This is a genomic window from Bacillus sp. 5mfcol3.1, from assembly GCF_900114335.1.
Lineage (GTDB): Bacteria > Bacillota > Bacilli > Bacillales > Bacillaceae_G > Bacillus_A > Bacillus_A thuringiensis_S.
This window is the reverse complement of record NZ_FOST01000001.1, coordinates 487,120-502,534: the sequence shown is the minus strand read 5'-3', so window position 1 is coordinate 502,534 and position 15,415 is coordinate 487,120. Positions and strand designations below refer to the sequence as shown.

Here is a 15,415-nt window from a genome sequence, read left to right as displayed (position 1 = left end):
TCTTAGCTTTATTTCAAGATTCATCTTATTGATAATGAAGACCACATTCGGTTTTCACTTTCCCAGCCCATCTACCATCTCTTGAATCGCCACCATCCCCTACAGGTAAAGTACATTTCTCACACCCAATACTTGGATAGCCAACATCATGCAACGGGTTATACGGCAAGCTATGTTTGTATACATATCGCCAAACTTCTTTCCACGTCCAATGAATGAGTGGACAAACTTTAATAGATTGAAAACGATGATCTTGATTTATAAACTTTGTATGCTTACGTGTTTCTGATTGTTCCCTTCTTAAGCCCGATATCCATGCTTTTTCCACGACTAATGATTTTTCTAAAGGTAAAATTTTTCTAATCTTACAACAAAGATTCGGATTGCTCTCCCACAGTTTTTCACCATGCAACTTCGCCTGTTCATCAAGTGTAAGTTCTGGCTGCTTTTCTATAATATTCAATGAAGGAAATCGTTCCCTCACTCTTTGAATTAATTCATATGTTTCTTGAAAATGAACATTTGTATCCAAAAATACAACTTTAGCAGATGGATTTACTTGGTTTATAAGGTGCAGCAATACCATACCTTCCACCCCAAAGCTACATGCGTAGACGATTTCATCTTTATACTCTTCATAAGCCCAATTTAATACTGATAACGCGCCTTTTGTTTCATCTTCTTCCGAAAACGAAACAACATTTTCTTCCCACGTTTCATACGTCAACATGTTTTTTCCCCCTGTAAAAGCAAAAAGACGGTTTTAACCTAATGAAAATAGGTTAAAACCGCCTCTAGTTTTTCTAGTCAGCGCTTTTCACTTTAAACGTACTTTTTCACTTTTCTCTAACTGAATTACTTTTCCATCTTGCACAACAATTGTAATTGAGCCATATTTCATATCAGCAAGCATCGCTTCAATCTTCTCGGATACTTCATCAAAATGTTCCCGTACACCCACGCGAACAGCCCCCCTTTTTATTCATAAAAAAAATCTTTCCCATTTCGAAAAGACTGTTCGGTAATATATTTTACCTTATCTTTCAAAATGGATTCCATTTTGCTGGATTTAGCACCTTGCTTTCTATAAGCAGGTTGCCGAGCTTCTTCGGGCCAGTTCCCTCCGCTTCTCTTGATAAGCTTTGTATTTGTATTTTATCACAATTCTGATTTTTTTCAATCCTAGTTTTCCGATATATTTTAATTATTTTATTTTACAAAAAAGGAATTGCCCATCCGAACAACTCCTTTTTCTATTTAAACAAGCTCTTTAATACGTATGCGATCGTTCCCAATAATATTTTCATATGTTTCGCGTTCCACAACTACTTGCGATGTTCCGCCTTTTGCAAAGACAACGGCTGGTCTTCGAATCCGATTGTAATTATTCGCCATCGAGTACCCGTAGGCTCCTGTACAGGAAACTGCTAGTAAATCAGCAGAAGCGACTTTCGGTAAATGAATATCCCAAATCAACATATCTCCGCTCTCACAACATTTCCCCGCAATCGAAACGAGTTCCTCATTCTCATCATTCCCTCGATTCGCTAACATTGCTTCATAACGCGCACTATATAAAGCAGGTCTTAAATTATCTGTCATTCCACCATCGACTGATACATATTTCCGAATACCAGGAATATCTTTCACAGACCCAACTGTATAAATTGTTGTCCCAGCATCACCTACAATGCTACGGCCTGGTTCAATCCATATTTCTGGCAATGGATATTCACATACAGTAAATTGTTCTCTCACTGCACTTGTTACAGCTCGCACATATGTCTCAAGAGTTAACGGTGTATCCGACTCTGTGTAGCGTATTCCAAATCCCCCACCTACATTTAACACTTTTACTACATAGTTTGTTTGCTCTCTCACTTCTTCTAAAAATTGGCGAAGAACTTCAATCGCTCGAACAAAGCCAGCTGTTTCAAATATTTGCGATCCGATATGTGAATGAATCCCTAGCACATTATAATTGGATTTTTGTAAAGCAAATCCAATTGCCTGCATCGCTTGACCGTTTGAAACGCCAAATCCAAATTTCGAATCATCTTGGCCTGTTGTAATATATTCATGTGTGTGCGCCTCTACTCCAGGCGTTACACGAATTAATATGTTCACAAACTTTCCATGTTGCATCGCTAAATCGTGTAAAACTTCTAATTCAAAGAAATTATCTACGACAAAACAACCGATATTCGCCTGAAGAGCCATCACTATCTCTTCTTCTGTTTTATTATTTCCATGAAAATGAATACGTGATGCTGGAAATCCTGCTTGGAGCGCAGTATATAATTCTCCTCCAGAAACAACGTCTAATGACATATTCTCTTCACGAGCTACTCGGCACATCTCCATGCACAAGAACGCCTTGCTTGCATATGCTACTTGATAAGAGAAACCACTTTCTTTAAAAGCACGATGAAATGCTCGGCATTTTCCTCGAATAGACTCTTCATCGTATACATAAAGTGGTGTTCCGTATTGCTTTGCTAGCTGCGTCGTATCGCACCCTCCAATTTCTAAGTGTCCTTGCCCATTAATTCGGCTTGTGCCGTGTAAATACATTTAAATTCCTCCCTTATTTCCTCTAAAACTCATAACCCCAATCTTCTATTCATTGCAGCACGCTTTTAGATAGACAAAAAACGCGCGGAACAATGTTCACACGCGTTTCTTATTAGGAAAAATATATATTGAAAAAATAAACGAGTTGTTATCTCCTCAAAATAAGAAACCGCATCAACATCTCCAAATAGCTCTCCATAAAATAAATCTTATGACAGTACTACATTTATTCAATGTAGTCCCAATATATGAATAAGATGGTTATTCTTATATTTCGGCAATAGTCCCTTTCAGCCTATGATCACAGATTCCATGAAATCTCCCATAGCTTACTCTTTCCTATCGCGGCCTCTACCTTTGAGAGTAGATGAGGTAAGTCTATTTAATTTTCAAACATCTAATTGTTGCTATTAACAATACCAAAGGACCATTTTATTTGTCAAACAATTTTTTATATTGTTTTTTTGCAGTTTAATTTTGTATCATTTGGTAAGCGCTTTACTGAAATCTTTGTCACTTCCCATTCGCCTTCTTCGTTATTAAATGTAATCGTTACCTTCTCAAATGGGGGAGCAATTTTCCCAGCAACACGTTCATACTTTGTCACTTCAATACTTGCTTGAAATAAATATGTACCGCTATACACTTTTTTTAAACTAATAATTTTAGGGCATTGATACGGTTTCAAACTTCCATATTGTTTTTCAATTGCTTTATTTATTTTTGGAAATAAAACAGAATAAAGTGCATCTTCCATAAGAGGTGCATCATATTGAGCTATTGACACACTCGGTGAGGTAAAAAGTATAACACTACTGCATGCTATAAAATATAATAATTTTCGCATTATAACCTCCGTATTATCACGCGATTCTTTCTGCGTACGATAATTATCATACATAGAAATTCTGTTTTATTGTCTCCCACCACTCTTTTTCTACTCGATTATTATAAAAAAGCCCACAACTCTCTTTTATTTTCGTATAATGATACTCATAGTATAATAATCATAATAACAAAGGACTGTTCGTATATATAAAATGAGTCGTTAAGCAAACTGACTCACAAGAACTGTCATGCTTTTTAGGAGAGGAGTATATTATGCTACAACATCTGTTTCCAAAACTGCGATTTGCACTCGTTGCAGTCGTTTTACTATGGATTAAAACATATATTGTGTACAAGCTAGCATTTGATATTAAAATTGATAATTTCTTTGAAGAATTCATGCTTTTTATTAATCCACTAGCTGCGTTACTTTTATTTTTCGGCTTAGCTTTACTTGCATCTAAGTACCGAAACCGAATTATAATTGGAATCAGTTTTATACTGTCATTTATTTTATTTGGAAACGCAATGTTTTATGGGTTCTATAACGATTTCGTTACTTTCCCGGTTTTATTCCAAACAAACAATATGGCTGATTTAGGGACAAGTATAAAAGAACTCTTTACGTACAAAACATTACTTTTATTTGCAGATGCAATTATTTTAATGTTTATTTCGCGTAAATTCCCATCATTTGGCGACAAAACACCACTTTCCCGCTCAGAGAAGCGAACTTTCTTTAGCGGTGTAACAGCTTTATTAGCACTACAAATTGTTGTATCAGTTATTTATAAACCACAAATGTTCTCGCGCTCATTTGACCGTCAAACTGTCGTAAAGAATTTAGGTTTATACACATATCATCTATTTGATATTACACTTCAATCCAAGTCTTCAGCTGAGCGTGTATTTGCAAGTGGGGATGGATTTTCTGAAATCAAAAACTATACAGACTCAAAAGACAAACAAGTTGATAAAAACTTATTTGGAGCTGCAAAAGGTAAAAATGTAATTTTAATTTCAATGGAATCTACACAAAGCTTTGTTATTAATAAAAAAATAAATGGAAAAGAAATTACCCCATTTTTAAATGAATTTATTAAGGATAGTTTCTATTTCGATAACTTCTATCATCAAACTGGACAAGGCAAAACTTCTGATGCTGAATTTATCGTTGAAAACTCACTTTATCCGCTAGATCGTGGTTCTGTATTCTTTACTCATGCAACAAACGAATACACAGCGACACCAGAACAATTAAAGAAATACGGATATTCTTCTGCCGTCTTCCATTCAAATGATAAAACGTTTTGGAATCGGGATGTAATGTATCCTGCGCTTGGATATGATCGTTACTTTAATTTAAATGATTACGCAGGAACGGAACAAATGTCTGTCGGTTGGGGATTAAAAGATAAACAGTTCTTTGAACAATCTATTCCAAAGTTAAAATCTTTACCGCAACCGTTCTATACAAAATTTATTACATTAACAAATCATTTTCCGTTTCTTCTAAATCCGGAAGACCAATATGTTGATGAATTCAACTCAGAAAGTGGTGTTGTAAACCGCTACTTCCCAACTGTTCGTTACACAGATGAAGCTCTTAAATTATTTATTAAACAATTAAAAGAAGAAGGACTGTATGATAATTCCGTTATTGTCATTTATGGTGATCATTATGGTATTTCCGAAAACCATAACGCAGCTATGGCACAGTTCCTAGGAAAAGATACTATTACACCATTCGATTCTATGCAATTACAACGAGTTCCTCTTATTATTCATGTGCCTGGTCAAGAAGGAAAAGTTGTTTCTAAAGTATCTGGTCAAATTGATATTAAACCAACGCTCCTTCATTTACTTGGTATTAAAACAAATAAATCCGTTGAATTTGGAACTGACTTATTTATTAAAGAAAAAGACCCGCTTATGGTAATGCGTGATGGTAGCTTTGTTTCTGAAGAGTATGTTTATACAAAAAATATGTGCTACAAAAGAAGTACGGGTGAAGAAGCTGATATGACGCTATGTCAGCCGTATATTGAAAAAGCAAAAACAGAATTAAAACTCTCCGATAAATTAATTTATGGAGATTTATTACGTTTCGATCCTAATAATCAATATAAAACTGGAACGATGACAACGAAATTTGAATAGTAAAGGAAGCAACTTTATACAAGTTGCTTCCTCTTTTTATTTTCACTTAATGTTTAAATCATCCTTCTATGAAATCTTTCACAAATTGGTAATTTCTTTCGTATGAGGAATAAATTTATGGTATGATAAAATAAGTAAACTTTCATACACTAATTAAGAATTTATTACAGAAAGCAAGGGATCAGATTTTGTATAGAGCAGCTATTCCAAACTTATTTACGCTCGGAAATTTATATAGCGGATTTTTATCAATCGGCTATGCATCTTTAGGATATTATAAATCAGCTGCTATTTTAGTACTTATCGGGATGATGTTAGATAGTCTTGATGGTCGTGTTGCTCGTTTATTACGTGTTGATTCACAAATGGGAAAAGAGCTCGACTCGCTTGCAGATGTCGTAACATTTGGTGCAGCACCTGCTGTTTTAATGTATTACACATCTTTCTCAAACTACGGAATCATCGGATTATACATAGCGGGATTATTCCCTCTTTTCGGAGCATATCGTTTAGCACGATTTAATGTAACACCATCTTCTACTTCAATGAAATATTTCACTGGAGTACCGATTACAGCAGCGGGAGGGCTTGTTGCTTTCTTAACATTATTTTCACATACCATTCCAAAAATCGTTCTTATTACCGTATTTGTAACGTTCGCATTTTTAATGGTGAGCCGCATTCGTATCCCAAGTTTAAAAGATGTACCAATTCCACGATATAGCATCATTATTACACTATTTTTAGTTGGAATCATTATTACAATGTATCAAACAGGATTTGGCAATTTTTCTGTTTTCTTATTCATTGCCATTCCACTATATATTTTGTACATGTTATCTCAATTCATTAGACAAAGACCGTCTAAAAAAGCGAATAAAGAAAAATAAGAAAACCTTCCGAGTCCGGAAGGTTTCTTTTTATTTTGTGACTAATACCTTTTGATTTACAGGTGTTACTGGCTCTTCGCCGTTTAATACAGCTAAAATATTTCTGACAGCCATTTCAGCCATCGCATCACGAGTTTCAAACGTTGCATTCCCTACGTGTGGAGCAAGTACTACATTCTTTAATTCTTTTAACTCTTCTGTAATTTTCGGTTCAAATTCAAACACATCAAGAGCTGCTCCTTCAATTTCATTCGTTTTTAATGCATGAGCAAGTGCTGCTTCATTCATAATTGGTCCACGTGAAGCATTTACAATATACGCTGTTTTCTTCATCATTTTAAACTGCTCTTCATCAATCATATGATGTAATTTTGGATTATAAGCACAGTTAATTGTAATAAAGTCTGCTGTTTGTAATAATTCTTCCAACATCACATACGTTGCCCCCAGCTCACTTTCAGCTTCAAGCTTACGATTTGGCCCTGTATATAAAACATCCATTCCAAATGCTTTCGCACGTTTTGCAACAGCCTTCCCGATTTCTCCAAGACCTATAATTCCGATTGTCTTACCATGAACTTCTCGTCCTAAGAAAAATAACGGTGCCCATCCGTTAAATCCAGTCGTACGACATAACGTATCCCCTTCAGGAATTCTGCGCGCCGCTGCTAAAAGAAGTGCAAATGTTAATTCTGCAGTCGCTTCCGTTGATACTTTCGGTGTATTCGTAACTGCAATTCCTTTTTCGCCCGCATACGTGTAATCAATATTGTCGTAACCAGCACCATAGTTTGCAACAATCTTTAAATGAGGCGCTGCATCAATAACTTCTTTTGGCACCTTTGTCGAAAGTAAACTTAACAATGCATCTTTATCTTTTACACGCTCTGTTAATTCATCTATAGAAATTAACTCCTCTTTATCGTACATTTCTACATCATGATCTTTTAATAGTTCTAATCCAATTTCCGGAATTTTTCCCGCTACTAATATTTTTGCCACTACTAACACCTCTTCTATAGAAAATAAGATATCTCTTATATTTCATTGTAAGAAATCCACATATAAAAACCAAGGAATTTGATTATAGTTTTAAAAATCGACACTTTTCCATGAAAAAAGAGGAGATGCAACTCTCCCCTTTTCTTACGCTTTTTCCTGCGATTCTTTTCCAAGCTTCACATCAATCGTTCCTTCTGCAACCGTATCGCTAATTTGCTCCTCAATAACCGATTGAGATTCAGCATTCGTTTCAGAAGTATAAGCTTGTTGCTGTGCACCTTGTACATTTTGTTTATTTTGTTGTTTCGCCATTTCTTACCCTCCTTTTCATTCTTTCTTATTTTGAACAAAAAGGACGGTTTTCATCAAAAAATTGCGTTTCATTTTGAATTTGTTACTTCTTCTTCAAGCGACCTCATTACTCTTGCTCGCTTCGTAAATGTTGCAACCTGAGTAACACCGTGAGCTAGTAATGTTTGTACATTTTCTTGTACATAATTCCCTAAATCATTTGGATAATGGGCATCCGAAGAAATCGTAATTGGAACACCATACTTAGCTAATACTTGTAAATATAGTGGACTTGGGCACATTTCACGAACAGGATAACGATAGTATAATCCTGCATTTATTTCTGTTGCCGAATTCGTTTCTACTAACGCACAGGCAATTTCCTCATAATAAGAAAGCTGTTCATTCTCATCCAATCGATAATTAAATACCTTTATATTATCAAGATGAGCGATAATATCAAATAACTCGGTACGAATCGCACTCTCAACTGTTTTAAAAAACATATCATATAATGCGCGTAGGTCATGCTTCTCAAAATATTCTTTCGTATCTGGATTATCAAATCCCCAGCCATTTAGAAAATGAACAGAACCAATTATATAATCAAAGTCTCCTAGCGCTAATAATTCTTTTAACTCTCCTTCACAACCAATAAAATAATCCGCTTCAATTCCAAGTTTAAGTGTGACACCTCTTTTACTCCATCGTTCTTTCGCCTCTTCAATGACCTTTGTAAAATCATACAGTGAAACTACCCTTACTTGATCTAACCATTCCTTCTGTATACGACCGAGCTTAGAATCACTAATATCTACATATTTTTCATAATATCCTTTCGCTTCATGAAAACGATATAAATGATCAACAATCCCAACTTCTGTTATACCTTTTCGCACAGCTTCTTCTAAATAGAGGTCCATCCATTCTGTTGTAAATGGCCCTTCCTTCACACGCTTTTGCAAACGCTCTTGTGTTTTCATAAGCCAATCAATAGAATGCCTTTCTTGAAGCGGTTCATAACGTTCCAGCGCTTCATTTATTTTAGCAAGCCATCCTATTGAATACGGTCCTTCTTCTAAGTGAAGATGATAATCTACTTTCATATACATTCCCCCTTATAATGTATCTATTTCCCTTCTATCCCCAACTCTCGAAAGCTTTCCATTTCGTTCTTTCACCTCTCGCATGACATCTTCCAATGCGATATTTTTTTCAGCTAATAAAACGAAACAGTGATAAAATACATCAACCATTTCTTTCACTACTTCTTCTTTATCATTATTTTTACATGCGATAATTACTTCAGCACACTCTTCACCAATTTTCTTTAAAATTTTATCTTCTCCTTTTGAAAATAAATAATTTGTATACGATTCAGGAAGTGGGCTTTCCTTTCGTTCTTCAATTGTTTTATACAGCAACTTAAAGGCATTTTCCATATGTATCCCCCTATATAATTTGATAGTGAAAACATGTCTTCTCCCCCGTATGACAAGCAGGTCCTACTTGTTTCACATTCACAACAATTGAATCTTGATCACAATCTAAGTATAGAGATTGCACATATTGAACATTCCCTGATGTTTCTCCCTTATTCCATAACGACTGCCTCGAACGAGAGTAAAACCATGTTCTTTTCGTCTCTAACGTTTTTTCATATGCTTCTTCATTCATATAAGCTAGCATTAAAACTTCTTTCGTACCTTCTTCGATGACAATTGCCGGTATTAATCCTTTTGAAAAATTAGGTTTCATAACCGCACCTCAACATTTGCATCTCTTAATTTTCGCTTTACACTCTGCACTGTCGCCTCACCATAATGAAAGATGGATGCCGCTAATGCTGCATCAACTGTTGTCTTTTGAAAAACTTCTATAATGTGATCCGTATGACCACAGCCTCCTGATGCGATGACTGGAATGGAAACACTTTTTGAAATTTCTTCTGTTAAACGAAGATCATATCCACTTTTCGTTCCATCTGCATCCATACTCGTTAACAAAATTTCACCCGCCCCGAGCTTAACAACACGCTTCGCCCATTCTATGGCATCCATTCCTGTGTCAACTCTTCCGCCGTTGACGTATACGTTCCATTTATCTTCTGCTACTTTTCTAGCGTCAATTGCCACGACAATACATTGTGATCCAAAGTGTTCTGCGCCCTCTTCGATTAGCTTCGGATTTCGCACTGCCGCTGAGTTTATTGAAACTTTGTCTGCTCCAGCTCTTAGTAAATTGTACATATCTTTCACACTTGAAATCCCCCCGCCAACCGTAAGAGGAATAAATACTTTAGCTGCTGTTTTTTCTACAACATCTATAATCGTTTTTCTTCCTTCATGAGTCGCTGTAATATCTAAAAATACGATTTCATCTGCCCCTGCCACGTTATATGCTTCAGCTATTTCAACCGGATCACCGACATCTTGTAATCCTATAAAATTTACACCCTTTACGACTCGCCCTTCTTTCACATCTAGACATGGAATAATTCGTTTCGCTAACATAACTTCGTTACCTGTAACACTTCTTCTAAATCAATCGTTTTCTCGTAAAGCGCCTTTCCAATTATGACACCATATATATTCATATCATTTAACTTTTTCACATCTTGAATAGATGCCACTCCTCCAGAGGCAATGAGACGAATGCCCACACTTTTTTGAAGTAACGCCAATTGTTCAAAATTTGGCCCTGCAAGCGTCCCGTCTTTCGAAATGTCTGTAAACACAATCGTTTGAACATCTAAACTTTCCATTTGTTTCGCTAAACTAATATAAGAAATTTCAGACAGATCAAGCCAACCTCTCGTTGCTACGAAGCCATTTTTCGCATCAATTCCAACAATGATTTTCTCTTTATATAGACGAACTGCTTCCTCTAAAAATGACTTATCATAAAGAGCTGCTGTTCCTAAAATCACTTTTTCTACACCTACTGACAATAACTTCTCCACCGCTACAAGTGAACGAATTCCTCCTCCCACTTGCACAGGAATACGTACCGCCTTACAGATTTTTTCAATGACGGGCAAATTTAACGACTCGCCAGCAATTGCACCGTCTAAATCAACAATGTGTAGTATTTCCGCTCCAAGCTTTTCAAATATGATTGCCTGCGCTACCGGATCTTCATTCATCACCGTTTCTTTACTAAACTCTCCTTGATAAAGTCTAACGCATCGTCCTTCTTTTAAATCGATAGCTGGGAAGATTTCCATGCTTCTACCACCCCTTGAAAATTTTTTAATATTTGCATGCCAATTTCACCACTTTTTTCTGGATGAAACTGTGCACCAAATACATTTCCTTTCGCTACAAACCCTGGTACTTGCATTCCATAATCACTTACTCCGCATACAATTTCATCTGGACAATCCGCGTAATATGAGTGAACATAATAAACGAAAGAACCATCCACTAATCCATTCCAAAGCGGAAATTCTCTTTCCTTCCTTAATTCATTCCATCCCATATGAGGAATTTTATACGAAACTTTTAACTTACGAATTTCCCCTGGTAGTAAACCTAACCCGCTACAATCTTTTAGTTCCTCACTTCGTTCAAATAAAAGCTGCATGCCCAAACATATACCGAGGAGAGGTTTTCCTATATCACAAACCTCTTTTAGTACACACACTAAATCTCTTTCTTCTAATACGTCCATCGCTTTCGGAAATGCACCTACTCCCGGTAAAATCACGCCATCGCTTCTCAATATCTCTTCTTTATCACTCGTTACAATGTACTCTGCCCCAATATATTTTAATGCTTGCTCTACACTGCGAATATTCCCCATTCCATAATCTATAATGGCAATCAATTACAACATCCCTTTCGTTGAATTTACACCAGTAATGTTGGCATTTTTTTCGACCGCTTCTCTAAGCGCTCTACCAAAAGCTTTAAATACTGCTTCAATTTTGTGATGCGTATTACTTCCGTATAGAACGCGCGCATGTAATGTAATATTGGCAGCATGTGCAACTGCTCTAAAAAATTCTTCCGTCAATTCTGTATCAAAATCCCCAAGCTTCGGATTTGTTAATTCCCCTTGAAATACACAATATGAGCGTCCACTTATATCAATTGCGACAAATCCTAAAGATTCATCCATCGGTACATACGCAGAACCGTAACGATTAATTCCCTCTTTGTTTTGCAATGCTTCTTTCAAGCAATTTCCGAGTACAATTCCAACATCTTCAACGGTGTGATGTGCATCGACAAATGCATCCCCTTCTGCTTCAACTTGCAATCCAAATCTTCCATGTCTAGCAAATAAAGTAAGCATATGATCGAAAAAACCAACCCCTGTTTGAATAGATACATTTGTACTTTCATCAAGCTGCAAATTTAATTTAATTTTTGTTTCTGTCGTCTCACGTACTTGACTGGACTGACGCATTATTTTTCCTCCTCAAACCTTATTTGGATTGCTCTCGCATGTGCATGTAACCCTTCTTTATTTGCAAGCTCTACAATGTGATGCTGTACATTTTTTAATGCTTCCTCCGTATAAGAAATAAAACTTGATTTTTTCACGAAATCATCGACTGATAACGGAGAAAAAAATCTTGCCGTTCCGCTCGTTGGTAATACATGATTCGGTCCCGCTAAATAATCCCCGAGCGGTTCAGGTGCATATGACCCAAGGAAAATAGAACCTGCATGTTTCACATAATCTAGAGCATTCATCGGTTCTTTTATATGTAACTCTAAATGTTCTGGAGCAATTTCATTTGATAACTTTAGTGCCTCCTCTAAAGAAGGAACGATAAAGATGGCTCCATTTCTATTTATTGATTCACGTGCAATTTCACTTCTTGGTAACATTTCTAACTGTCTTTCTATCTCTTTTTCTACTTCTTTAGCTAGTTCCATATTCGTTGTAATACAAATCGCCGTTGCTCTCTCATCATGCTCTGCTTGCGATAATAAATCCGCTGCGATATATTTTGCATTACCTGTTTCATCCGCGACAACTACAATTTCTGATGGACCAGCAATCATATCGATATTTACTATTCCGTATACTTCTCGCTTCGCTAGAGCGACATACAAATTTCCCGGTCCAACTATTTTATCCACTTTCGGAATCGATTCCGTCCCGTATGCTAAAGCAGCAATTGCTTGCGCGCCACCTATCGTATAAATTTCATCTACTCCCGCAAGATTTGCAGCAGCTAATATATGCGGATCAATTCCTCCTTTCCTCGGCGGTGTTACCATTACAATCTTTTTCACACCTGCGAGTTTCGCCGGCAATACATTCATTAATACTGAAGAAGGATATGAGGCTGTCCCACCCGGTACATATACACCTACATTTTCTAACGGCCGAATGAGTTGCCCTCTAATTATGCCTTTACTTTCACAATCGAATATTGAGTGCTTCTTTTGCTTTTCGTGATACGAAACAATGTTTTTCTCCGCCTCTTTTAAAGCTTCTAAAAATGAATTCTCTACAAACATACTCGCTTGCTGTATTTCTTCTTCACTTACACGAAAATCTTTCATCTCTACATCATCAAACTTTTTTGTATAGAAAGATAAAGCTTCGTCTTTCCCTTCCCTTACATTTCTAATGATTTCTCTTACACTTCTTTGAACAGTTTCTTCTATTATATTAGCGTTTTCTCTTAGCACTTTTACTTTAGATAATGCCTCCTTAAAGTCTTCATAAATGATTTTCATTTTAAGTCCTCCTATTTCCCTGATAAGATTTCTTGCTCCATCATATTTATAATACTGAATATTTCGTCTTTTTTAGTTTTTAAGGCTGCCTTATTTACAATCATCCGAGCCGATATAAAGTACATTTCCTCAAATACAATAAGTCCATTCTCTTGTAATGTTTTTCCTGTTTCAACAATATCTACAATCGCATCTGCCAATCCAAGAAGAGGAGCGATTTCTACAGAACCTTCTATTTTAATAATTTCTACATCCTCTCCCTTATCATGAAAATAAGTAGAAGTAATATGCGGGTATTTCGTAGCAATTCTTTTCTTCCGGTAACTCTTCGGATTATACGTAGGAATAGAAGCAACACAAAACTTACAAATCCCCACTCCTAAATCCAGCATTTCATAAATATCTTTCTCGTTTTCCATTAAAATATCTTTTCCAACGATGCCAATATCAGCTACCCCATGTTCTACATAAGTAGCAACATCAACCGCTTTTACTAAAATAAATGAAACATTTGTATTTTTACTTTGAAATACAAGCTTTCGACCTTTATTTTTGAGCTCGGAACAATCAATTCCAATCTGCTCAAAAAGTGGAATGACATGTTTTTCTAATCTTCCTTTCGTTAACGCAATTTGAATGTTACGCATGAAGCCTCTCCTTCTTTCTGGACTACCCATTTCTCATTCCATACATATTCCACTAAGTATTCATTCTTTGCCTCAACGACCGTTCCTATTTTATTTTTTCTTGCGAATTGAAAGGTATCGCTTAAATTAGAGAATAGAGATAACCAAGCATTTTTCCCATCCTTTCGAAGTAAATTTCGTAGCCTTTCTGCTTCCGCTAATCTATTTAACTCATAATGAATCACAATATCAATTTGATTTCGTTCATATGGTTCTTGCTGCTCTTGCAGCGCCTTCACAATTTGATTTACTTGTACCGCGAGTCCAACAGCTGGCAGCATTTCTCCAAAATTGCCAATTAGCTCATCGTATCTTCCGCCACTAACGATTTCTTCTCCAATTTCATATATATATCCTTTGAAAATAACACCCGTATAGTAATCTAAGTGTTGAATCATGCCCAAATCAATTGATATGTAAGAACCATATCCTAACGTTTCAATTGTTTCATACATTTCTTTTATTCTTGCAATTGCCATTTTCATTTCATTACTTGAAGCAAGCTTTTCTGCTTCCTCAATAACTTCTAAATTTCCAAATAGCCTTGGCAATTTCTCAAGTAACCTTACTGTCTCATCGCATCGATTTAATTTCTTTTCTCCGATAAAATTTGAGAGGGCTGCATAATTTTTACTTTCTATATACGTTCTAAGTACCCTTTCTTCTTCATCATGGATGGAGAGTTTTTTTACAATACATTTATATAACTGTACTTGCCCAATCTCAATTGTAAAAGATTGCACCTTCAACTTTTGAAGTGCTTGAATGACACTTATTACACATTCAATTTCAGCTCTTACATTATCAATCCCGATAACTTCAATACCACTTTGTACGATTTCATTATATTTTCCAGAATGGGATTCATTCGCTCGAAATACATTCCCGCTATACGTCACTTTAAGTGGCGTATCCCATCTCTGTGTTCCAATAACTCTCGCTAAAGGAATTGTCATATCTGGACGTAAAACGATAATCCTTCCCTTTTCATCAAAAAATTTATACATCTTCTCTTCATCTATCGGTCTATTTTGAAATGCAAAAACGTCATAAAATTCAATTGTAGGTGTTCTTATTTCTTCATAACCTCTCTCTAAAAAAGTAAGCCTTAATTTTTGTTCTACTTCTTCAATTAACGTACATTCTTCGAATAAATAATCTCTCGTTCCATTCGGATTTGCCCGTTTCCATTTTGTCATCTAAATTTTCACACCTTTCCCCTTCTAATGTATGCCTATTTCATTCCCCTAAGCCGAAAATAAAAAGAGCCTTGTAGACAAAA

The 15,415-nt window shown here is 36.0% G+C and carries 18 protein-coding genes and 2 riboswitches; of the genes, 2 read left to right on the top strand and 16 right to left on the bottom strand.

The features are described from left to right. Positions 1-25 precede the first annotated feature (25 nt). The 4 genes from BM089_RS02695 to BM089_RS02680 all read right to left on the bottom strand — a co-directional run bounded on the left by BM089_RS02695 (position 26) and on the right by BM089_RS02680 (position 3,421). Positions 26-730: a phosphoadenylyl-sulfate reductase gene (locus BM089_RS02695; RefSeq protein ID WP_000959018.1), complete on the bottom strand. Its 705-nt coding sequence runs from the start codon at positions 728-730 to the stop codon at positions 26-28. Between the two features lie 87 nt (positions 731-817). Then, positions 818-961, bottom strand: coding sequence for a YezD family protein (locus BM089_RS02690; protein ID WP_000538896.1), 144 nt, complete (start codon positions 959-961; stop codon positions 818-820). Between the two features lie 72 nt (positions 962-1,033). Further along, positions 1,034-1,142: riboswitch (SAM riboswitch) on the bottom strand. Between the two features lie 115 nt (positions 1,143-1,257). Further along, positions 1,258-2,574, bottom strand: coding sequence for a diaminopimelate decarboxylase (gene lysA, locus BM089_RS02685; protein WP_000280643.1), 1,317 nt, complete (start codon positions 2,572-2,574; stop codon positions 1,258-1,260). Positions 2,575-2,754: 180 nt separating this feature from the next. Beyond that, positions 2,755-2,936, bottom strand: a riboswitch (Lysine riboswitch). 89 nt (positions 2,937-3,025) lie between these two features. Next, positions 3,026-3,421: a DUF3888 domain-containing protein gene (locus BM089_RS02680; protein WP_001228820.1), complete on the bottom strand. Its 396-nt coding sequence runs from the start codon at positions 3,419-3,421 to the stop codon at positions 3,026-3,028. 254 nt (positions 3,422-3,675) lie between these two features. Here BM089_RS02680 and BM089_RS02675 point away from each other — a divergent pair, with 254 nt between their 5' ends. Together BM089_RS02675 and pssA are read left to right on the top strand one after the other, a co-directional pair. Next, positions 3,676-5,562 carry an LTA synthase family protein gene (locus tag BM089_RS02675; protein WP_000939088.1) on the top strand — a complete coding sequence of 629 codons (1,887 nt, stop codon included), beginning with the start codon at positions 3,676-3,678 and terminating at the stop codon, positions 5,560-5,562. Positions 5,563-5,750: 188 nt separating this feature from the next. After that, a complete protein-coding gene (gene pssA / locus BM089_RS02670; RefSeq protein ID WP_000285417.1) occupies positions 5,751-6,452 on the top strand; it encodes a CDP-diacylglycerol--serine O-phosphatidyltransferase in 702 nt (233 codons plus the stop codon). A gap of 30 nt (positions 6,453-6,482) precedes the next feature. On the opposite strand, the gene BM089_RS02665 is transcribed toward pssA, so the two are convergent. From BM089_RS02665 to BM089_RS02610, 12 genes are all read right to left on the bottom strand, one after another. Further along, entirely contained in the window at positions 6,483-7,454 is a 972-nt protein-coding gene (locus BM089_RS02665; protein ID WP_001062835.1) for an NAD(P)-dependent oxidoreductase, read from the bottom strand. 144 nt (positions 7,455-7,598) lie between these two features. Then, positions 7,599-7,766 carry a YozQ family protein gene (locus tag BM089_RS02660; RefSeq protein ID WP_001118880.1) on the bottom strand — a complete coding sequence of 56 codons (168 nt, stop codon included), beginning with the start codon at positions 7,764-7,766 and terminating at the stop codon, positions 7,599-7,601. A 68-nt stretch (positions 7,767-7,834) separates the two neighbouring features. After that, complete coding sequence (locus tag BM089_RS02655; protein WP_090975933.1) at positions 7,835-8,851, bottom strand: histidinol phosphate phosphatase domain-containing protein; 1,017 nt, start codon at positions 8,849-8,851, stop codon at positions 7,835-7,837. Positions 8,852-8,863: 12 nt separating this feature from the next. Beyond that, positions 8,864-9,187, bottom strand: a complete 324-nt coding sequence (gene hisE, locus BM089_RS02650) for a phosphoribosyl-ATP diphosphatase (protein WP_000426355.1) — start codon at positions 9,185-9,187, stop codon at positions 8,864-8,866. A 10-nt stretch (positions 9,188-9,197) separates the two neighbouring features. Beyond that, complete coding sequence (gene hisI, locus BM089_RS02645) at positions 9,198-9,503, bottom strand: phosphoribosyl-AMP cyclohydrolase (RefSeq protein ID WP_000803964.1); 306 nt, start codon at positions 9,501-9,503, stop codon at positions 9,198-9,200. Continuing rightward, positions 9,500-10,258 (bottom strand): imidazoleglycerol phosphate synthase cyclase subunit, encoded by a 759-nt coding sequence (hisF, locus tag BM089_RS02640; protein ID WP_023521478.1) that lies wholly within the window; start codon positions 10,256-10,258, stop codon positions 9,500-9,502. Before hisF ends, hisI begins: the two co-directional genes overlap by 4 nt. After that, positions 10,252-10,971: a 1-(5-phosphoribosyl)-5-[(5-phosphoribosylamino)methylideneamino]imidazole-4-carboxamide isomerase gene (hisA, locus tag BM089_RS02635; RefSeq protein WP_000402295.1), complete on the bottom strand. Its 720-nt coding sequence runs from the start codon at positions 10,969-10,971 to the stop codon at positions 10,252-10,254. Before hisA ends, hisF begins: the two co-directional genes overlap by 7 nt. Continuing rightward, a complete protein-coding gene (gene hisH / locus BM089_RS02630; RefSeq protein ID WP_053564913.1) occupies positions 10,944-11,573 on the bottom strand; it encodes an imidazole glycerol phosphate synthase subunit HisH in 630 nt (209 codons plus the stop codon). The genes hisA and hisH overlap by 28 nt, the downstream gene beginning before the upstream one ends. Continuing rightward, positions 11,574-12,158, bottom strand: coding sequence for an imidazoleglycerol-phosphate dehydratase HisB (hisB, locus tag BM089_RS02625; RefSeq protein ID WP_053564914.1), 585 nt, complete (start codon positions 12,156-12,158; stop codon positions 11,574-11,576). Then, positions 12,158-13,447, bottom strand: coding sequence for a histidinol dehydrogenase (gene hisD / locus BM089_RS02620; RefSeq protein ID WP_090975931.1), 1,290 nt, complete (start codon positions 13,445-13,447; stop codon positions 12,158-12,160). Before hisD ends, hisB begins: the two co-directional genes overlap by 1 nt. Positions 13,448-13,458: 11 nt before the next feature. Beyond that, on the bottom strand, positions 13,459-14,094 hold the full coding sequence (hisG, locus tag BM089_RS02615) for an ATP phosphoribosyltransferase (protein ID WP_001244493.1): 636 nt from the start codon (positions 14,092-14,094) through the stop codon (positions 13,459-13,461). Then, complete coding sequence (locus BM089_RS02610; RefSeq protein ID WP_000170293.1) at positions 14,070-15,332, bottom strand: ATP phosphoribosyltransferase regulatory subunit; 1,263 nt, start codon at positions 15,330-15,332, stop codon at positions 14,070-14,072. The genes hisG and BM089_RS02610 overlap by 25 nt, the downstream gene beginning before the upstream one ends. Positions 15,333-15,415: the final 83 nt, after the last annotated feature.